Genomic DNA, 20490 nt, shown 5'->3' with positions numbered 1-20490 from the left:
GATTTCACAATCATAAAATTTCTCTAAATTTTCTATCTTATTCTTTTGTTTTTATACATCCCTACCAAAATAAAAACAGGAATTAACAATATTGCAATCAACTTATATTCTGCTTTAAGTAGTACAGGATATTTCAGTAAAATCAACACTAAACCAGCTATCGCTCCTCCTATATGTGCTGTATGTCCTATTCCATCGTTGTTTTTCTTCATTCCGTAGATTGAATACAGCAAGTATCCTACCGCAAAAGCGTAAGCAGGAATTGGAATTGGGATAAAGAACAAGTACAAACTCATATCTGGATTTAGCAAAATAGACGCATATAACACTCCCATTATTGCTCCTGATGCCCCTACTGCTCTATAATTCGGTTGATTTTTAAAGAATTGGTATGTCAATACATTTCCAACTACTAAACTCACCAAGTAGATTAATACAAAATAAAGTACTCCTGATGTAAATATGATAATATCTGCAAAGAAATACAGCGTAAGCATATTAAACATAAAGTGCATCCAATCGGCGTGTAAAAACCCAGAAGTAAAAAATCTGTGTTTTTCCCCAGCGTTAATGCGACTAATGTCAAAACAATACTTGTTGAAAAAACTAAAGTCATTCAACCCTTTATATGTTACTAACCCATTTAAAGCTATAATGATTAGAACAATTGTAGATATATCCATATTTTAAAGATTTTGATAAAAATAAGAATTAAGCCGAACTCAAACGTATATTTGCGTAAGAATATTCGAATCGAGTATCTTTGCACCAAAATAAGACCTATGAATTTTATCGTTTACATCCTTATATATCCCCTTTTATGGCTTGTTTCTAAACTGCCTTTTCCTGTATTTTACTTTATTTCAGATTGCTTTTATGTACTGCTATACCGCATTGTTGGTTATAGAAAAAAGACCGTACGTGAAAACATTCGTATGACAATGCCAGAGCTGTCTGATGAGGAAGTTAAAAAGATTGAAAAAGAATCGTTTAGACATTTATGCGACATCTTTTTAGAGATGATTAAACCACTTACTGTATCTGAAAAAGAACTGGTAAAGCGTTATAAGTTTACCAACGTTGAAGCAATTCACGAAGTTGAAAAACAAGGAAAAAGTGTTATGTTATTTTGTGCGCATTACGCCAATTGGGAATGGATGATTATCTTGGACCAATTCATCGCATACAAAGGATATGCTGTTTATAAAAAAATCAATAATCCGTATTTTGACAACCTTATCAAGCGTATTCGTGCTCGTTTTGGGACAACATTAGTTGAAATGAAAGAGACAATTCGCCTTATCCGTCAAAATGAAGTAAACAAAAAACACGGTATATACGCTTTTATCAGTGACCAATCACCTATGGTGAGTCAGGCTAACTACTGGCAAGAGTTTATGGGTATTGAAGTTCCTGTGTTTACGGGAGGAGAAGCCTTGTGTAAAAAGTTTGATATGGTGCCAATGTACTTAAAAGTAGAATACATCAAACGAGGACATTACCAAGCTACCTTTGTTCCCTTAAGTACGGAAGGTGAAAACGTAAAAGAGATACCAAATTACGAATTGTCTAACCGCTTTTTACAAGAAGTTGAAAAGTCGATTAGAGAAGCTCCTTCTTACTATTTCTGGACACATAAACGCTGGAAACACAGAGGAAAGAAACCTAAAAATATCAAGTAGTTATAAAGTGTAGTATTAGTTCGGAAGATTTATCTTATTTTCGATTTAATATTACACTTTTTAATTTATAAGTATATGCCTTTTATTCAAAAGACTATCAAGTTTACTGCCTTCGCTGTGGCTACCGTTGTGGGTATCTTACTACTATATATGCTATTAGCCAGAGTATTATCAAGTATAACAGTCAATAAAAATCAGGTTAATACAACAGACATTACCATTTATTTATCGACTAATGGTATGCATACCGATTTTGTACTTCCTATTCAATCTGAGTTTATCGACTGGAGTAAAGAGATTGAGTTTTCTGCAACTAAAGGGCAAGCTACAAACTATAATTATGTAGCGATTGGCTGGGGAGATAAGGGGTTCTTTTTAGATGTGGAAGACTGGTCAAGCGTAAAGCCAAGTATTGCATTGAATGCGGCATTTGGATTGGGTTCAACAGCTATGCACACTACTTTCTTGAGAAATGCCATTGAAGATAACGAGTTTAAAAAAGTGCTTATTTCCAAAGAACAATATCAAAAGCTTATCCGATTTATTCAACAATCGTTTAAGAGAAACGAGCAAGGAGAGATTATACAAATCGTTACAGATAAAGTGTACGGACAAAACGATGCGTTTTACGTAGCCAACGGAAGTTATAGTTTTATTTACACTTGTAATTCGTGGGCTAATGAAGGATTGAAAAAAGCGGGAATGAAAGCGTGTCTATGGACTCCTTTTCAAGAAGGTATATTTAGGAAGTATTGACAAAAACAGAAGCTAAACCACTAAAACAACATCTTAATCCCTAATAATAAGTTAATTATAGCATTTTAATTCGCATTTTATGGTTTTCCGTAACGAATAACAAACATAATAATATACCTTTGGCACTTGGTATGAAAGAAAATTGTTTGTTATTTTCATTTTGAATCAATTATTACACATATTACTTACAAAAAAAGGGAACAATTACTTGTTCCCTTTTATATTTTAAAAAGTTCGCTGTAATTAAATACCAGCAATAACTTTTAACTCTTCAATCATACGAATAGCTAAGCTATCAGCATCTTCTTGTGTGCCTGCTTCTGTATAAATACGGATAATAGGCTCAGTATTTGATTTTCTCAAATGTACCCACGAAGTTGGGAAGTCAATCTTAACTCCGTCAATTGTAGATACGTCTTGGTCACTATAATTTTCAGCGATTTGCTCTAAAATCATATCAACATTTAACTTAGGAGTAAGCTCAATCTTGTTTTTACTCATATAATACTGAGGGTAAGAAGCTCTTAATTCAGCCACAGTCATATCTAAATTAGATAAGTGTGTTAAGAACAAAGCAACTCCAACAATTGAATCACGCCCGTAGTGAATTTCTGGATAGATGATACCACCATTACCTTCACCACCAATGATAGCATTAGTCGCTTTCATCAACTCAACAACGTTTACTTCTCCAACAGCAGATGCGTTGTACTCTCCGTTGTGTTTATTTGTAATATCGCGCAATGCACGAGAAGATGATAAGTTAGACACTGTGTTACCTGGTGTTTTACTTAATACGTAATCAGCCACAGCAACTAAAGTGTACTCCTCACCAAACATTTCTCCGTCATTAGAAATGAAAGCAAGTCTATCTACATCCGGGTCAACAACAACACCAAAATCTGCTTTTTCTTTCTTCACTAACTCACAAATATCTTGTAAGTGTTCTTTTAACGGTTCTGGATTGTGAGGGAAGTGTCCGTTTGGCTCACAGTATAATTCCACTACTTCAACACCTAAACGTCTTAGTAACGCAGGAATAATGATTCCTCCTGACGAGTTTACCGCATCAACAACCACTTTAAACTTACGCGCTTTGATTGCCTCAACGTCAACTAATTTTAAGTTAAGTACCTCTTCTATATGTAAGTCCATATAGTTGTCTTTGTACTCTATAGTTCCTAAATTATCAACTTCTGCAAAGTCAAAAGCCTCTTTTTCTGCTAACTCTAAAATAGTTTGTCCTTCAGCTCCGCTTAAGAATTCCCCTTTTGCATTTAACAACTTCAACGCATTCCATTGTTTTGGATTGTGAGACGCCGTTAAAATAATACCACCATCAGCTTTCTCCATTGGTACAGCTACTTCAACAGTAGGTGTTGTAGATAGACCTAAGTCAATTACGTGAATACCTAAACCTATAAGCGTATTGACAACTAAATTATGAATCATTGGCCCTGAAATACGCGCATCTCTACCGATTACAACCTTAAGTTCTTCCTTGTTTGATGAGTTCTTTAAAAAAGTTCCATAAGCAGATGCAAACTTAACAGCATCAATAGGAGTTAAGTTATCTCCTACTTTTCCACCAATAGTCCCTCGTATTCCTGAGATAGATTTAATCAATGTCATAACTAAAATTTTATTATACTCGCAAAGATATGTAATATTGTTTCGCATTATAAGTTATAAATGGTAAAATGCCGTATTTTTATAGGCAAATTATAATTATGAATTTCTTAGCACACATTTATCTATCAGGAGATGACGAGTTTTTAAAAATTGGAAATTTTGTAGCAGATAGTGTGCGTGGTAAGAATTATTTGAATTACCCTACTCGCATTCAACAAGGAATTTTACTGCATCGAGAAATTGACACTTATACAGATGCACATCCTATTTGGCGCGCGAGTAAGAAACTATTAGTCCCCCGATATAACCATTACGCCGCTGTTATTGTAGATATGTATTACGACCATTTTTTAGCTAAAAACTGGTCTCTATTCTCTACTATACCACTGCCTGAATATGCAGCTGCTTTTTACAAGTCACTACAAGACAACTATGCGGTACTTCCTGAGCGAGTACAGAAGTTCCTACATATTATGGTAGATGACAATTGGCTGGTAAAATACAGTAGTATCGAAGGATTAAAATACATATTAACGCAAATGGATCGACGAACAAAAAATGTTTCTAAGATGCGGTTTGCAACAGAAGAATTGCTATTACATTACACTATATTAGAAGAACACTTTTTGTCATTTATGACAGCGTTACAAAAGCATTTAGTATCATTTGAAAAAACAGATCGCTTTTTATTGAAATAGATTAACAAACACTGCTATTTTTTATAAAAGTTATTTCAATTTGTACTTTATAAAAGTTGTCTTTTACACTATTTTTGCACTATGAAAATTATTAATCTACCAAAAATAAAGTATTACGCTAACCAAGTTTTTAAATATTCTGAGGGAATATTATTCTTCCTAAAGTCTATCTTAAACAACAGACAGTTTTTATACCTTTCCTGTGTGTTAGTAGGAGCGTCTTCAGCGATTGCGGTTATTATACTTAAGTATTTTGCCCACTCTGTTTTTCGCTTTGCATCTTATATTGATAGTTTATCTCACCTACCGTACACCAACAGTATCTTGCCTATCATCGGTATTTTACTAACGGTTTTTGTCGTCAATAAATTCTTGAATGGCTCAATTGAAAAAGGAACCTATCAGATTATGATTGCGGTAGCTAAGAAATCGGGTATTATGCCCCGCAAACAGATGTATTCACAGATTATTACCAGTTCACTTACTGTTGGTATGGGAGGTTCACTGGGATTAGAGTCGCCTATTGCCATTACTGGTGCAGCATTTGGTTCTAATTATGCTCAAAACTACAAGCTCAACTATAAAGATAGAATACTCTTATTAGGATGTGGGGTTGCCGCAGGGGTTTCTGCTGCCTTCAATGCACCTATTGCAGGGGTATTATTTGCTATTGAAATCATCTTGGTAGATATTTCTGTTTCGGCTTTTATTCCAATTATGATTTCAGCCGCAACGGGTACGATTGTTTCAAATCTAATCATTAAAGAAGATATCTTATTATCGTTTAAACACCAATTGATGTTTGACACTGGTAATACGGCGTACTATGTATTATTGGGGATTTTATCCGGACTTTTTTGTGTATATCACGCGAGAATGTTTAGAAAAACAGAACACTTCATTTCAAGTTTTGCTGGTAGTATATACAAGAAAGCTCTATTAGGAGCCTCGCTTTTAGCTGTTTTAATCTTCTTATTCCCTACGTTATTTGGTGAAGGGTATGAGAGCATTAAAATCTTGACGAGTGAGTCGCCTCAAGATATATTAAACAATACATTGTTAGCTAAATTTTCATCTAACCAATGGGTATTGGTGCTTTTTGTATTGGGAGCAGCTTTAGTGAAAACATTTGCCGCTGGTTTAACAATGGGTAGTGGTGGTAACGGTGGTAACTTTGCTCCTTCTCTATTTGTGGGGTCTTACTTAGGATTCGCTTTGTCTAAGATGTTACAAATCGTAGGTCTGAAAGAGATACCAGTGCAAAACTTTACTGTAGTAGGTATGGCGGGAGTTATCAGTGGTCTTTTCCACGCTCCGTTGACGGGTATTTTCTTAATTGCTGAGATTACGGGAGGGTACGGATTAATGGTTCCCCTATTAATCGTATCGTCAATAAGCTTCGCTATTTCAAAGCAGATGGAAAAATATTCTATGGATATTAAGTCAATTGCTAATTCTGGAATGGTGTTTACCTCTGACAAGGATTCGAATATCTTATCTACTATTGTGGCGCAAGATTATATTAAAAAAGAGATAAAAACGATAACATTAAACAATACTACTACTGATGTGGTTAACTTGTTTTCAAATACGGATCAAACATTTATTCCTGTATTGGATGATGACGATAAAATACTGGGAATTATTAATCTAAACCACGTTAGAGGGATTATCTTTAGCAACTTTCACACGAAATTCACACCGCTAAAAGATTTGATTGAAAGCCCTATTACAGTGTCTTATAACGATTCGACTAAAATTATAATGCAAATATTTGAAACTAATAACCTTGATTTTGTATTAGTTCAAAACCACAAAAAGTATGTTGGATATATTATTAAATCTGACTTATTGGAAGCTTATCGTAAAAATCTAAAATCACTACTGATTGATTAAAAACAAAAAAACTGTTTAAAAAGTAGGTAAACAGTTTGATGTTTTAAATATGTATATTCTCTTTTATAGAGATTAAAGAAAGAAAAAAGATAAAAACAAAAGAGGGTGATCCTAACGGACCACCCTCTTTTTTAATGTAAATTATGCTTTTTAAATTTCTTACTTAATGAAATAGAACAACAAAACAACAAAACCAATCCCTTATAAGTAGCCAGCTCAAAAGAAATTAAAATAAAAAATCTATTTCAGAAAACAAATAACATAATTGTGTTGAACTACTTTGCCTTCGTAATTCTTGTACAAATATAGCCCTTTAAACTACCAATAAAATACACAGTAGTCCCTTTTAACATAATGTATCCTTTTTAGATACTGACATACATGTCTTCCCTTTTTCTTAAATCCTTCCAAAAAAACTATATGTCAAGCAATTATTTGTTAAATATAGAAGTACCTTTCACTTACAATTCTTACTTTTACAGAAGCAGTCTCTAAAATATGCGCTCATTTTAAGCGTTATGATTTAAAAGTAAGCGTTATGATTTTTACAACTTGTAATAGCAGTCTTAATACTATCAGCTAAATAGCTCCTTCGTTTATTTTTTTATAGATAACAGTATTACTTTCTCTTTCAGCTTTTTGTAAATATTTTTTTTAGATATCGCTATATGACAATAAAAACAACAAAAGTAAATGCACAATAAATTCGTTAAAGAGTTACTGAAACAAAATGAAAGCTCTCAGTCTTTTTTAGACAAACGTAGAATTGAAAAATATACAGATATTCTATTTCACTTCCTTTTTCAATTGGAAGACAAAAAGTATTTATCTGAAGAGGCTCTAAATATTAGACTGTCAACTTTAAAGATTGAACTTATCTCTATTGTTTTTAACATCAACAATGATGTGGAAAAATCTGAGAAAATTGCTGATGACTTCTTTGAAGCATTGCCAGAAATATTCTTTACTTTACAGTCTGATGCTAAAGCAATTTTAGAAAATGACCCTGCTGCTACTTGTTTGCAAGAGGTTTATATTGCTTACCCTGGCTTTTATGCAATTGCTATTTATAGATTTGCAAATCAGCTTCAGAAGCAAAAAGTAAAATTACTTCCGCGTATTTGGACAGAACACGCACACAGTAAAACAGGGATTGACATTCACCCTGCCGCTACTATTGGTGCAAGCTTCTGTATTGACCACGGAACAGGGATTGTAATTGGTGAGACTTGTGTGATTGGTACTAACGTAAAAATCTATCAAGGTGTTACCTTAGGTGCTATTTCTGTGTCAAAAGACAAAGCAAATACAAGAAGACATCCTCATTTAGAGGATAATGTTATTATCTACTCTGGAGCTACAATTCTGGGAGGAGATACTGTAATCGGACACGACACTGTAATTGGTGGTAATGTTTGGTTGACAAAAAGTGTAAAACCACATTCAGTTATATATAGTAAGAGTAAAAGCTACTCTAAAGATCAAGATTATCCCGAACCAATCAACTTTGTAATATAACTATTAATTAAATTAATGAAAAAATGAAAGTAAACAATGTATTAGAAGCTATTGGGAACACGCCTCACATCAAAATTAATAAGCTATTCCCTAATGACATCAATGTTTGGATTAAATTAGAAAAACAAAATCCTGGAGGAAGCTTAAAAGATCGTATTGCATTGGCAATGATAGAAGATGCTGAAGCTAAAGGAATTATCAATAAAGATACGGTTATTATTGAACCTACTTCTGGTAACACAGGGGTTGGTCTTGCTATGGTTTGTGCGGTTAAAGGATACAAATTAATCTTGGTTATGCCAGAGTCAATGAGTATTGAACGTAGAAAGCTAATGGCTGCTTATGGGGCTAAGTTTGTTCTTACACCTAAAGAATTAGGAACGGCTGGTGCTGTATCTAAAGCTACTGAAATGGCTGAGGAGATGGATAACGCTTGGGTACCTCAACAATTTAACAATCTGTCTAACCCTGAGGTTCACAAAAGAACTACGGCACAAGAGATTATCAATGACTTCCCAGAAGGGCTTGACTACTTAATCACTGGTGTAGGTACAGGTGGACATATTACAGGGGTTGCTGAAGTGTTGAAAGAAAAATTCCCTAACTTAAAGGTATTTGCAGTAGAACCTCTAAACTCTCCTGTTTTAAGTGGTGGTAAACCTGGTCCTCACCCGTTACAAGGTATTGGTGCTGGTTTTATTCCAAAAGTGGTAAACACTGCTCTTTTTGACGGAATCATCACAATTGAGAAAGATGAAGCTTACCAATACACAAACAGAATTGCAAGTGAAGAGGGAATCTTAGCGGGTATTTCTACAGGGACTTCATTAGCGGCTATTGCTAAGGAATTACCGAATATGAAACCAGGAGCTACGGTCCTAACTTTCAACTACGACACGGGTGAAAGATACTGGTCGGTTAGCGACTTGTTTGATGAAAAAGCTGCTGAAATAAAATAATATAGCTAAAGCTACCTGAGTGATTAGGTAGCTTTTTTTATTTCTACACATCTTCTCACTTCTTACTCCTCACTTCTTACTCCTCACTTCTTACTCCTCACTTCTTACTCCTCACTTCTTACTCCTCACTTCTTACTCCTCACTTCTTACTCCTCATTTCTTACTCCTCATTTCTTACTCCTCACTTCTTACTCCTTACTTCTTACTCCTTACTCCTTACTTTCCTGTCAAATAATTTCAATCAATTCTTATCTCTTTTTAGGCATTCCCATTTGCAATGCTAAGGCTTAACGCTTTATTTGCTTTTACAAATTTAACTATTCTCAATTTTAATCGTACTTTTGCCATTCATAACAGAAAATTTTATAAAGACATGCTTAGAAGATCTTTTCTTATTGCAGGACTTGCTTTTACAGCTTTAACTGCTTGTAAATCGGTACCACAAGGTGCAGTTTCTACATCAGCAAACGCATTAAACAATATTGAGGTAAACGGAAAACTTTATGCTGCTGTTTTTCAACAAAATGCAGCTGAGTACCAAGCTTTATGCGCACAAGCTTTCAATATCGCTACTTTACAGTTAGACCGTATTTTAGAAGAAAAACACAGCAAACCAATTGCAATTGTAACTGATATCGACGAAACTTTCTTAGATAACTCTCCTTATGCTGTACAAATGGCAAGAGAAGGTAAATCTTATGACCAAGCTTCTTGGACTGAGTGGACTAAAAAAGGAGATGCTATTCCATTGTTAGGTAGCCAAGAGTTCTTTAACTATGCTGCTTCTAAAGGTGTTGAAATTTTCTACATCACAAACAGAAACCAAAATGATAAACCAGGTACTATGAAAAACTTGGTCAAATATAACTACCCTTATGCTGATGATGCTCACGTAATTGTGAGAACTGCTGAGTCAAGCAAAGAAACAAGACGTCAAAAATTAAGCGAAACTCACGAAATCGTAATGCTTTTAGGAGATAACCTTTCTGATTTCTCAACTGCTTTTGACAAAAAGACACAAGAAGAACGCTCTCAAAACGTAAAGTCTAACCAAGAGCTATTTGGTAAAAAGTTCATCGTTCTTCCAAACACTGGTTATGGTGATTGGGAAGCTGCTTTATTTCAATACCGCAAAGATTTGACTAAAGAACAAAAAGACGAAATCTATAACAATAGCGTAAAAGGATTTTAATAAAACACAATTATAACTAATAAACACTTTTTAAACATGAAAAAATTAGTAGCTATTTGCTCTATCTTCGCTTTAGTAATCGGAACTGCTTCTTGTAATAGTGATGATAATAATAAAATTAGACCTGAAGGAAATATTGAAGGAACTTGGTATGCTGATCAAGTTATTTACAGTTTTAACGGTATAGAACATAGTAGAAGTTTTATGGAATTAAGAGGAAATGATGCTGTTTCTGAAACTGATAAAATTATAATTACAAAAGAAAAAGCTGTCCTTTTTGAACATAAAATTGTAGAGGGGAAAGAAACTCAAACAACTGGTAAGATTGATGGAAAATTAATGACTTTTGAAAAGTATAAAGATAACCCTCGCACAATAGTTACAGGTAATGACAAGGAGTTAAAATTAGAATATAACTTTACTGCAAAAGAAGGAAAAGCTCCAATGATTGTTTCATATTCAAGAGTTAAACCTGATTTTACTACAAAAAAGTAAAATAGTAATTCATTACAATATACCAAAAAGCCCTATAATATAATTATAGGGCTTTTTTTATGCTTCACTCTGCCATTTACAAGCAAACCATTTCCACTAACTGATAAATAAAACCAATCAATTGCTCTAAATACACAAATAAGCCAACTTCTCTTCTTCAATTGTTACTCTTTTTCTATTTACCCCCTAAAAAATGAGTAATCTACATTTTAAAAAGAAACAAAAAGATGAAGTAACCCTGCTTTTTTATAAAAATGATTCAACTTTTTTCTTATCACAGAAACTTGTGAAACACGCAAAAAAGCTTTACTTCAAAACAATTTATTCAGTTCACTTTTCATTATTAATAAAAAAGGAAAACTAAGATAATGTGATAATTATGTAGAAAGACACTAAATAAGGAACTTTACAACTACTCAATAAAATTCCTTCTACAAACTCCTTTTAATCCTACTTTATTCTACAAACATTAAGCTACTGCTAATTATCAATAATGTAAATTTTATTATTTTATTAAGGTTTATAATTTCATTTTATTCAAAAATATGTATCTTGAAACCCGTTAATCAGCAAAAAAACATAATGAAACCACTAAAAAAAATTAAGCCAAAACCAATTACTTTATTCCAATCGCTAATACCAATGGTCTTGTTGATCATCCTACTTGCTATCAACGTTTTCGTATTTGAAGACGAAGCTTTAGCAGGAACCAATCAGTTCGTACTGCTTATTGGGGGACTTATTGCTATTGGTGTTGGGCTCTACAATAAAGTTGACTACGAAGACATCATCAAAAAGATTACTAAAAACGTGCGTGAAACTACACGTGCTATCTATATCCTACTTTTAGTAGGTGCTTTATCTGGAACGTGGTTGCTAAGTGGGGTTATCCCAACGATGATTTACTACGGTTTACAAATATTGGAACCTCAAATCTTCTTACCTGCTTGTGTTATTATCTGTTCAATTATTTCATTGGCGACAGGTAGTTCGTGGACTACTTCTGCTACAGTAGGTATTGCTTTAGTGGGTATCGGAAATACAATGGGTATTCCGGTGGGAATGATTGGTGGGGCTGTATTGTCTGGAGCTTATTTCGGAGATAAACTATCGCCTTTATCTGATACTACAAACTTAGCGTCTGCTATGGCGGGAACTGATTTGTTTACCCACATCAAATATATGTTGTACACTACGTTGCCGACGTATATTTTAACCTTGATCATTTTTATTATTATTAGTTTCAATATCGACATTGCAGATAATATTGATATTACTTCTACTTTGAGTGCTATTGACACAACTTTTAATATTACTCCTTGGTTATTTGCTGTGCCAATTATCGTAATCGGTGCCATCTTAAAAAAGATCAAACCTATCTTAGCTTTGTTGTTAGGAACACTGTTAGGAGCTGTATTTGCTTTGTTTTTCCAACCAGAAATTGTAGCTGTAGTGGGACAAGGACAACAACTAAACGCTTACACTGCTTATAGAGGGATTATGAATGCCATTACAACAGACATTGCAATACTTTCACCGATGGAGAGCTTAAACAGTCTTTTTGAAGCAGGGGGAATGAAAAGTATGTTAAACACGGTATGGTTAATCATCTGTGCTATGTTCTTTGGTGGAGCTATGGAGGCAATTGGTGCTTTAAAGAAAATTACTTTGAGTTTATTGAGCATTGCTAAGTCGATGTTTGGACTATTTGCAAGTACAATGGCGAGCTGTGTAATTGTAAACTTAACTGCTTCTGAGCAATATTTATCTATTGTAGTTCCTGGTAAAATGTTTACAAAAGCCTACAAAGAAAGAGGTTTAGCACCAGAAAACTTGAGTAGAGCATTAGAAGATTCAGGAACAGTAACTTCTGTTTTAATTCCTTGGAACACTTGTGGGGCTTACCACTCAGGGGTATTAGGAATTGATACTTTTGCGTATGCACCTTATGCTTTCTTCAACATTATTACCCCTTTTGTATCTTTAGCTTACGTAGCGTTGGATATCAAAATACGTCGTTTATTTACTCCTAAAGCAGCTTAATTAGCTACTTCTAACATATAAAAAACTCCTAAAGTTGCCCTGATAAAATGGCACTTTAGGAGTTTTTTTATGTCCTCATATCAAGTACAATGCTCTTATTAATAGCTGTTGTACTCTCTTAAAAAATATAACTACACAGTCTTACAAATCACTAAAACACGCGTTTGAACACGCTATAAATGTGTATTTAATCGACCTAAACAATCTGCAACATCCCCCTAAAAACAAGCATAAAAAAAGACCGTTTGCATATACAAACGGTCTTTTATGGTTTATATCAACCCTTAGACTATCTTGAATAGTTAGGTGCTGATTTCGTAATTGTAATATTGTGAGGGTGACTTTCTCCAATTCCCGAAGCTGTTAATTGGACAAAACGAGCTACCTCTTGTAAAGTAGGAATATCCTTAGCACCACAGTACCCCATACCGGCTCTTAAACCTCCGATAAACTGTAACATACTTTCGTTTAACTCCCCTTTGTAAGGTACACGTCCTTCAATTCCTTCTGGAACTAATTTCTTAACATCATCTTCTACATCTTGGAAATAACGATCTTTAGATCCTTGCTTCATTGCTGCAACTGATCCCATACCTCTATAAGCTTTAAACTTTCTTCCTTCAAAGATGATAGTTTCACCTGGAGATTCTTTCGTACCTGCCAACATTGAACCTAACATAACACAGTCTGCCCCAGCTCCAATAGCTTTAGGAATATCTCCTGTGTAACGTAGTCCACCATCACCAATAACTGGAATACCTGTTCCTTTTAATGCAGCTGCAACTTCCATAATTGCTGAGAATTGTGGGAATCCTACACCTGCTACTACACGTGTAGTACAGATAGATCCAGGTCCAATACCTACTTTCACAGCGTCTGCTCCGTTCTCTACTAAGAATAAAGCGGCTTCTGGAGTAGCAATGTTACCTACAACTACGTCAATTTCTGGGAATGCGTTTTTAACTGCTTTTAATACACCAACAACACCTTGTGAGTGTCCGTGCGCTGTATCAATAATTAATGCATCAACACCTGCCTTAACAAGTAATGAAGCTCTATCTACTGCGTCTGCTGTAACTCCTAAAGCGGCAGCAACACGTAAACGACCAAATTTATCTTTGTTTGCGTTTGGTTTTAATGTAAGTTTAGTGATATCACGGAAAGTGATAAGACCAACTAATTTGTAATCTGCATTGACTACTGGAAGTTTTTCAATCTTAGCTTCTTGAAGAATAACCTCTGCTTGTTGTAACGTTGTACCTTCTGCAGCTGTTACTAAATTCTCTGTTGTCATAACCTCTGTAATAGGACGGCTGTTTACTTTTTCAAAACGCATGTCTCTATTTGTGATGATACCTTTTAAAATACCTTTATCATCAACAATTGGAATACCTCCGATGCTGTATTCAGCCATCGCTTTTTTAGCATCCCCTACAGTTGCTTCTAACGAAAGAGTAACAGGATCTATAATCATTCCTGATTCTGCTCTTTTTACTTTGCGAACTTCTTTTGCTTGCTCCTCAGCTGTCATGTTTTTGTGGATTACACCAATCCCTCCTTCACGAGCCATAGCAATAGCCATATCGCTTTCCGTTACTGTATCCATCGCTGCAGATACAATAGGAACATTTAAAGTAATGTTTTTAGAAAATTTAGTTTTTAAGCTTACTTCCCTTGGTAAGATTTCCGAATAGTTAGGAACTAATAAGACGTCATCGTAAGTTAATCCTTGACCGATGATTTTAGCTGTGTGTGCTTTCATGTGCAATTGTAGTTGAATTGCACGCAAATTTAGCTTTTTTCGACAAACTAAAAAAATCTAATGATAAAAATTAAATATTTTTAACGCTTCATTATAAGAACTCTCAAATGACATCGCACTTAAATTAGTGTCCACCTTGTTTGCTGTGAAGTAACTTAGCATCTTCTCAGTAGGCATATTTCCTGTTAAATCGTCTTTTGCCATCGGACATCCTCCGTACCCTTTTATAGCCCCATCAAAGCGAATACAACCTGCTTTATAGGCTGCATCTACTTTTTCAAACCAACTATCTGCTGTGGTATGTAAGTGTGCTCCAAACTCAATATCTGGGTATGCTTTTATTAAATTGCTATATAAATAGTCAATTACCTCTGGTGTAGAACTACCCACTGTATCTGAAAGCGAAAGAATCTTCACGCCCATTTTTGCCAACTTCTCTGTCCAATTACCCACAATATCAACATCCCAAGGGTCTCCATACGGATTACCAAAGCCCATTGATAAATAAGCTACTACCTCTTTGTTTGACTTTGTTGCTATATTTAATATCTCATCTAAAGTAACAATTGACTCGGCTATAGTTTTATGTGTATTACGCATCTGAAAGTTCTCCGAAATAGAGAAAGGAAAACCTAAGTATTGTATTTCCTTGTGTTCTGCCGCTTGCTCTGCTCCTCTTGTGTTGGCAATAATAGCCAATAACTTACTCTCCGTTTTAGACAAATCTAATTGACTTAAAACCTCAACAGTATCTTGCATTTGAGGAATTGCCTTAGGCGATACAAAACTTCCAAAGTCAATCGTATCAAATCCCACGCGAAGTAAGGATTGGATATACTGAACTTTTTTCTCAGTCGGAATAAACATTTTAATGCCTTGCATAGCATCGCGAGGACATTCTATAATTTTTACGGTTGGCTTCATAGTGTTTCAAATATATAAGAAAAGCATTGAATTCACAAAATGAAATAATTGATTTTTACGTCCTTAAGAAGGATACCTTATTTCATTGATACAATGCATTATAACTCAAAAAAAAGCTCCTTACTCATCAAGTAAGAAGCTTTTCTATCTATTTTTATTTTTAGCTCAACAGTAAAAAAATACCTAAACCGCTAAAAACCACTATCTGTAACCATTTCAAAAACAGATTAACCATTTTGTTATCCCTCATATAATCCGTTAGCTGTGCGGCTATACTGCAAATTATGAAGAAAATCACAAGGGCCTCCGTTATAAACACACCTCCTAAGACTAATACTTGGTGTTTTACATTTCCTGCTGCTTCTGATATAAACCCTGGAAATAATGCTAAAAAGAACATCATTACCTTCGGATTTAGGATATTCATCAATAATCCCTTTTTCATAAAACCGACTACGGTCTTATCGTTCTTTCCTGTTTGATTTTCCTCAATAACGATGGCGTTCTCTTCTTGAAAAACCTTATAAGACAACCAAAATAAGTACAACGCTCCAAATAACTTAACTCCTTTAAAAATGAGTTCAGATTGAATGATAATAGCCGAGATACCAAAAGCAAACAATGACAAGTGAAACATTAATCCGCCCATTTGTCCAATTACCACGGCATATCCGTACTTTTTCCCTCTCGTTATACTTTGTGACACTACATAAAGTAAGTCAGGTCCTGGTGTAATAATTAATAAAAAACAAGTAATAAAAAAAGTATAAAGTACTTCAGTTGACATAGTTTTAATTAATATTTAGAAAGAATTTCTTCGTTTATTTTTTTGATTAATCCTGGTCCTTCATAAATAAATCCAGAATATAATTGAATCAAGCTCGCACCTGCTTCTAATTTTTCAATTGCATCCTCTGGCGAGTGAATTCCTCCTACTCCAATAATAGGGAATGCTTTATTACTTTTTTCAGATAAGAAACGAATAACCTCTGTACTGCGTTTAGTTAATGGTTTTCCACTTAATCCTCCTGTTTCTTCTTTATTTGGCGAAACCAATCCTTTTCTCTCAATTGTAGTATTTGTGGCAATTACTCCCGCAATCTTTGTTTCTGCTACAATATCAATGATGTCTAACAACTGCTCATCTGTCAAATCTGGAGCAATCTTTAATAGAATAGGCTTTGGCTTGTCTTTTTGTGCATTCTTTGTTTGCAACGCATTCAACAATGCCGTAAGTGGCTCTTTATCTTGCAACGCACGTAAATTAGGTGTATTTGGCGAACTAACATTCACTACAAAATAATCTACATACGGAAACAACGCGTCATAACAAATGTTGTAATCGTCAATTGCATTCTCATTGGGTGTTACCTTGTTCTTACCGATATTACCCCCTATAAGTGTGCCCTTGTTCTTTTTCAAACGTTGAACTGCCTCCTCAACACCTCCGTTATTAAATCCCATTCGGTTAATTAATCCGTGGTCTTCTTTCAAGCGAAACAAGCGTTTTTTAGGATTACCTGGTTGTGCTTTGGGAGTTAAGGTACCAATCTCAATAAATCCAAATCCGAAATTCTCCAATTCACTGTATAATTTCGCATCTTTGTCTAATCCAGCGGCTAACCCTACTGGGTTTTTAAACTTTAATCCAAAAACTTCTCTTTCAAGACGGGGATCATTAATTTGACAATTAGCTCGAATTAGAGCAGAAACTCCAGAAATCTTATTGACTAATTTTAAAGTACTAAAGGTAAAATGGTGTACTTTTTCCGGGTCAAACCTAAAAAAGATAGGCTTTATAAAGCTTTTATACATAGCCGATTACTTGTGTAGTTGTGTGTTTAAATTTTTGCAAAGGTATGCTTTTTACTCCTTATTTCATACCCCCTTTTCACTACATTTTGAACCAATTTATCAAACGGTTAATTTGATGAGATTATTATATTTAAATCCAATATAAATAAGACATATTCTCAGCAATCTCACACTTTGTTTCGTAAATTGTGGGGAAATAAAAAAGAACATATCTTATGTTACCACTGCAATATCAACAATTCAATGATGAATTAGCGAAACAGATTGACTCTAATCGAATTATTACCAACCCTATACAACTTTTAGCGTATGGTACAGATGCGAGTTTTTATCGCTTAATTCCGAAAGTCGTAGTTCAAATTCACAATGAGAAAGAAGCAATTGCAACACTACAAACGGCTGCTAAATATAAATTACCTGTAACTTATCGCGCTGCTGGAACGAGTTTATCTGGTCAGGCAATTAGCGACTCTATTTTAATGGTGGCTACGCATAAATGGAAGGGATACGAAATATTTGACCAAGGACTAAAAGCAAAGTTCCAACCAGGAATTATCGGTGGACGTGCTAATATCATCTTAGCGCCGTATGGCCGTAAGATTGGTCCGGACCCTGGTTCTATCAACGCAGCTATGATTGGGGGAATTGCTGCTAATAATGCCAGCGGTATGTGCTGTGGTACATCGCAAAACTCATACAACACCATTGCTGATATACGCATTGTGTTTTATGACGGAACTGTTTTGGATACTGCGGATGAGGATAGTAAACGTGCTTTTCAAGCGAAACACCCTGAGATTTTAAGAGAAATTGGTTTCCTTAGAGACAACATCAAAAATGATGATGTACTTTATGACCGTATCAAACGCAAGTTTAAAATAAAGAATACAACCGGATATAGCATCAACTCTTTCATTGATTATGAAGACCCTTTTGACATCATCAAACACTTGATGATTGGTTCGGAAGGTACGTTGGCGTTTATTTCTGATATTACTTATAATACCGTAATCAACTACAAGCACAAAGCGTGTACGTTGATGATTTTTGAAACTATTGAAAAAGCGTGTCAAGCTGTGCCTTTCTTAAAGAAAAGTCCGGTTGCTGCTGTTGAATTATTAGACAGAAATAGTATTCGCTCTATTGAAGACGAACCAGAAGCTCCTGACTATTTCAAAACACTTCCTGAGTCGGTTTGTATCCTTCTTGTTGAGGCACAAGCAGAAAACGATAAGGAAATGCAGTCAAAACAAGCACAGATTAGAGAGGCTATCGCTACTACTCCTACTTATAAACCTTTCGAGTTCACGTCTGAACCTAAGCAATATGCCTTCAATTGGAAAGCCAGAAACGGACTACTTCCTACAACTGGTGCGTTGCGTAAAACAGGGACAACGTGTATTATTGAAGACGTTGCTTTCCCGGTTGAGAAACTGGCTGATGCTTGTATCGCTATGAAAGCCTTGTTTGCCAAACTGAACTACCACGATGCTGTGCTTTTCGGACACGCCTTAGAGGGTAACTTACACTTAGTATTCTCTCAGGACTTCTCTACAACAGAGGAAGTGAGTCGCTATGCACAATTGATGGATGAATTGGTTGAAATTGTGGTTGACCAGTTTGACGGGTCTCTAAAAGCAGAACACGGAACGGGTAGAAATATGGCGCCTTTTGTGGAAAAAGAATGGGGGGAACAAGCGTATAAAGTGATGTTGAAAGTGAAAAACATCTTTGACCCGCATAACTTGGTTAACCCAGGGGTGATTATCAACACAAATCCTCATATTCACTTGGAGAACTTTAAACCGTCTCCTGCTACAAATGAAATTGTAGATAAGTGTATCGAGTGTGGATTCTGTGAGTCGCACTGTGTGTCTGAGGGATTAACGCTTTCGCCAAGACAACGTATTGTAATTGGTAGAGAAATTGCTCGTCTTAAAAACACGGGGGAAGATGCTACGATGTTAGAAAGTTTAGTTAGCAATGCACAGTACTATTCAGACGAAACTTGTGCTACTGACGGTTTGTGTGCTTTAGCGTGTCCGGTTAAAATCGACACAGGTAAGTACATCAAAGATGTTCGTAAAGCATCATTAACGCCTAAAAACAGAAAAGACGCAGAGTATTACGTTGATAATATGGACCGCTTTACGGCATTAGGACGTACGGGGTTAAAAACAGTGCGTTTCTTCCAAAACGTATTGGGCAATAAAGCGATGTATAGTATATCATCTGGAATCAGAAAGATATCTAATAATAAAGTACCACAGTGGAACGTGGCAATGCCAACGGGTACAAAGAAAACAATTAAGGAAACAGTGGTTAATCCTAACCAAGACCTAAAAGTTGTATACTTCCCTTCTTGTATCAACAGAACAATGGGTAAATCAAAAGATTATCCTAAAGACGATGTGGACTTGACAGAGAAAACAATCCAACTTTTAGAAAGAGCGGGCTATACAATCATCTATCCAGAGAATTTAAACAACCAATGTTGTGGAATGCCATTCAGCAGTAAAGGGTTTAAAGAAGAGGGATACAAGAAGTCGAGCAACTTAGAACAGGCGTTGTTGAAGGCATCTGAAAACGGAAAATATCCTGTATTATTTGATATGAGTCCTTGTTTCTATACTTTCTACGAAGCTCATAAAGAGGGACAACTAAAAATGTATGACCCTATTGAGTTTATGTTAGACTTCATTATGCCAATCTTACCAGTGAAGAACCCGAGAAAGGAAATATCAGTATTCCCTGTGTGTTCTGTAAAGAAAGTAGGCTTAGAAGGCAAGTTGTTAGAACTTACTAAAATGTGTGCAGAAAAGGTAAACTACATCGATAGCAACTGTTGTGGTTTTGCTGGAGATAGAGGGTTTACATTCCCTGAGCTAAACAAACACGGAAACAGACATCTGAAAGAACAGATACCAAGTAGCTGTAAAGACGGATTTTCTACCAGTCGTACGTGTGAAATCGGACTAACAGAATACGGAGATGTAAACTTTAAGTCTATTTTCTACCTTATCGACGAAGTAACAAAATAACAATATTTACATATATTTTAAAAAGGGCAGTGTATCCAATGATATACTGCCCTTTTTGGTTTTATACAACTGTTTTT

At 35.1% G+C, this 20490-nt stretch carries 16 protein-coding genes; 10 read left to right on the top strand and 6 right to left on the bottom strand.

Translation table 11 applies throughout. The features are described 5' to 3' along the window. Positions 1-32: 32 nt before the first annotated feature. Positions 33-683 (bottom strand): rhomboid family intramembrane serine protease, encoded by a 651-nt coding sequence (locus BLT46_RS04650; RefSeq protein ID WP_090406963.1) that lies wholly within the window; start codon positions 681-683, stop codon positions 33-35. Positions 684-782: 99 nt separating this feature from the next. Here BLT46_RS04650 and BLT46_RS04645 point away from each other — a divergent pair, with 99 nt between their 5' ends. Continuing rightward, on the top strand, positions 783-1682 hold the full coding sequence (locus BLT46_RS04645; RefSeq protein WP_090406960.1) for a lysophospholipid acyltransferase family protein: 900 nt from the start codon (positions 783-785) through the stop codon (positions 1680-1682). 75 nt (positions 1683-1757) lie between these two features. Next, the gene (locus tag BLT46_RS04640) at positions 1758-2438 is read left to right on the top strand and encodes a TIGR02117 family protein (protein WP_090406956.1); all 681 of its coding nucleotides are present in this window, start codon (positions 1758-1760) and stop codon (positions 2436-2438) included. Positions 2439-2681: 243 nt separating this feature from the next. Here BLT46_RS04640 and glmM read toward each other — a convergent pair whose 3' ends face one another. After that, positions 2682-4070 carry a phosphoglucosamine mutase gene (gene glmM / locus BLT46_RS04635; protein WP_090406953.1) on the bottom strand — a complete coding sequence of 463 codons (1389 nt, stop codon included), beginning with the start codon at positions 4068-4070 and terminating at the stop codon, positions 2682-2684. 98 nt (positions 4071-4168) lie between these two features. Here glmM and BLT46_RS04630 point away from each other — a divergent pair, with 98 nt between their 5' ends. The 7 genes from BLT46_RS04630 (at position 4169) to nhaC (ending at position 12871) form a co-directional block, all read left to right on the top strand. After that, positions 4169-4768: an acyl carrier protein phosphodiesterase gene (locus BLT46_RS04630; protein ID WP_090406950.1), complete on the top strand. Its 600-nt coding sequence runs from the start codon at positions 4169-4171 to the stop codon at positions 4766-4768. 81 nt (positions 4769-4849) lie between these two features. Further along, entirely contained in the window at positions 4850-6664 is a 1815-nt protein-coding gene (locus tag BLT46_RS04625) for a chloride channel protein (RefSeq protein WP_090406947.1), read from the top strand. A gap of 693 nt (positions 6665-7357) precedes the next feature. Then, positions 7358-8182: a serine O-acetyltransferase gene (locus BLT46_RS04620; RefSeq protein ID WP_090406944.1), complete on the top strand. Its 825-nt coding sequence runs from the start codon at positions 7358-7360 to the stop codon at positions 8180-8182. A 23-nt stretch (positions 8183-8205) separates the two neighbouring features. Then, complete coding sequence (gene cysK / locus BLT46_RS04615) at positions 8206-9141, top strand: cysteine synthase A (protein WP_090406941.1); 936 nt, start codon at positions 8206-8208, stop codon at positions 9139-9141. A gap of 373 nt (positions 9142-9514) precedes the next feature. Continuing rightward, complete coding sequence (locus BLT46_RS04610; RefSeq protein WP_090406938.1) at positions 9515-10333, top strand: 5'-nucleotidase, lipoprotein e(P4) family; 819 nt, start codon at positions 9515-9517, stop codon at positions 10331-10333. A gap of 36 nt (positions 10334-10369) precedes the next feature. Next, a complete protein-coding gene (locus BLT46_RS04605) occupies positions 10370-10828 on the top strand; it encodes a hypothetical protein (RefSeq protein ID WP_090406936.1) in 459 nt (152 codons plus the stop codon). Between the two features lie 582 nt (positions 10829-11410). Next, complete coding sequence (gene nhaC, locus BLT46_RS04600; protein WP_090406933.1) at positions 11411-12871, top strand: Na+/H+ antiporter NhaC; 1461 nt, start codon at positions 11411-11413, stop codon at positions 12869-12871. Between the two features lie 289 nt (positions 12872-13160). Here nhaC and guaB read toward each other — a convergent pair whose 3' ends face one another. The 4 genes from guaB to BLT46_RS04580 all read right to left on the bottom strand — a co-directional run bounded on the left by guaB (position 13161) and on the right by BLT46_RS04580 (position 17372). Beyond that, on the bottom strand, positions 13161-14633 hold the full coding sequence (gene guaB / locus BLT46_RS04595; protein ID WP_090406930.1) for an IMP dehydrogenase: 1473 nt from the start codon (positions 14631-14633) through the stop codon (positions 13161-13163). A 57-nt stretch (positions 14634-14690) separates the two neighbouring features. Further along, on the bottom strand, positions 14691-15557 hold the full coding sequence (locus tag BLT46_RS04590) for a hydroxymethylglutaryl-CoA lyase (protein ID WP_090406927.1): 867 nt from the start codon (positions 15555-15557) through the stop codon (positions 14691-14693). 160 nt (positions 15558-15717) lie between these two features. Next, positions 15718-16344: a LysE family translocator gene (locus BLT46_RS04585; RefSeq protein WP_090406924.1), complete on the bottom strand. Its 627-nt coding sequence runs from the start codon at positions 16342-16344 to the stop codon at positions 15718-15720. A gap of 8 nt (positions 16345-16352) precedes the next feature. Continuing rightward, the gene (locus BLT46_RS04580; protein WP_090406920.1) at positions 16353-17372 is read right to left on the bottom strand and encodes a quinone-dependent dihydroorotate dehydrogenase; all 1020 of its coding nucleotides are present in this window, start codon (positions 17370-17372) and stop codon (positions 16353-16355) included. A 215-nt stretch (positions 17373-17587) separates the two neighbouring features. On the opposite strand from BLT46_RS04580, the gene BLT46_RS04575 reads away from it, so the two are divergent. Further along, entirely contained in the window at positions 17588-20413 is a 2826-nt protein-coding gene (locus BLT46_RS04575) for an FAD-binding and (Fe-S)-binding domain-containing protein (RefSeq protein WP_090406917.1), read from the top strand. The last annotated feature ends 77 nt before the right edge of the window (positions 20414-20490 follow it).

Source organism: Myroides phaeus, from assembly GCF_900099675.1.
Classification (GTDB): domain Bacteria; phylum Bacteroidota; class Bacteroidia; order Flavobacteriales; family Flavobacteriaceae; genus Flavobacterium; species Flavobacterium phaeum.
The sequence above is the reverse complement of the archived record's forward strand: the minus strand, read 5'-3'. Positions and strand labels throughout refer to the sequence as shown.

Bases quoted from the DNA above. Each gene is read 5' to 3' on its own strand.
- BLT46_RS04645 (WP_090406960.1), top strand. From the start codon at position 783: ATGAATTTTATCGTTTACATCCTTATATATCCCCTTTTATGGCTTGTT.
- glmM (WP_090406953.1), bottom strand. From the start codon at position 4,070: ATGACATTGATTAAATCTATCTCAGGAATACGAGGGACTATTGGTGGA.
- BLT46_RS04605 (WP_090406936.1), top strand. From the start codon at position 10,370: ATGAAAAAATTAGTAGCTATTTGCTCTATCTTCGCTTTAGTAATCGGA.
- BLT46_RS04610 (WP_090406938.1), top strand. From the start codon at position 9,515: ATGCTTAGAAGATCTTTTCTTATTGCAGGACTTGCTTTTACAGCTTTA.
- guaB (WP_090406930.1), bottom strand. From the start codon at position 14,633: ATGAAAGCACACACAGCTAAAATCATCGGTCAAGGATTAACTTACGAT.
- cysK (WP_090406941.1), top strand. From the start codon at position 8,206: ATGAAAGTAAACAATGTATTAGAAGCTATTGGGAACACGCCTCACATC.
- BLT46_RS04625 (WP_090406947.1), top strand. From the start codon at position 4,850: ATGAAAATTATTAATCTACCAAAAATAAAGTATTACGCTAACCAAGTT.
- BLT46_RS04575 (WP_090406917.1), top strand. From the start codon at position 17,588: ATGTTACCACTGCAATATCAACAATTCAATGATGAATTAGCGAAACAG.
- BLT46_RS04585 (WP_090406924.1), bottom strand. From the start codon at position 16,344: ATGTCAACTGAAGTACTTTATACTTTTTTTATTACTTGTTTTTTATTA.
- BLT46_RS04580 (WP_090406920.1), bottom strand. From the start codon at position 17,372: ATGTATAAAAGCTTTATAAAGCCTATCTTTTTTAGGTTTGACCCGGAA.
- BLT46_RS04630 (WP_090406950.1), top strand. From the start codon at position 4,169: ATGAATTTCTTAGCACACATTTATCTATCAGGAGATGACGAGTTTTTA.
- BLT46_RS04620 (WP_090406944.1), top strand. From the start codon at position 7,358: ATGCACAATAAATTCGTTAAAGAGTTACTGAAACAAAATGAAAGCTCT.
- BLT46_RS04590 (WP_090406927.1), bottom strand. From the start codon at position 15,557: ATGAAGCCAACCGTAAAAATTATAGAATGTCCTCGCGATGCTATGCAA.
- BLT46_RS04650 (WP_090406963.1), bottom strand. From the start codon at position 683: ATGGATATATCTACAATTGTTCTAATCATTATAGCTTTAAATGGGTTA.
- nhaC (WP_090406933.1), top strand. From the start codon at position 11,411: ATGAAACCACTAAAAAAAATTAAGCCAAAACCAATTACTTTATTCCAA.
- BLT46_RS04640 (WP_090406956.1), top strand. From the start codon at position 1,758: ATGCCTTTTATTCAAAAGACTATCAAGTTTACTGCCTTCGCTGTGGCT.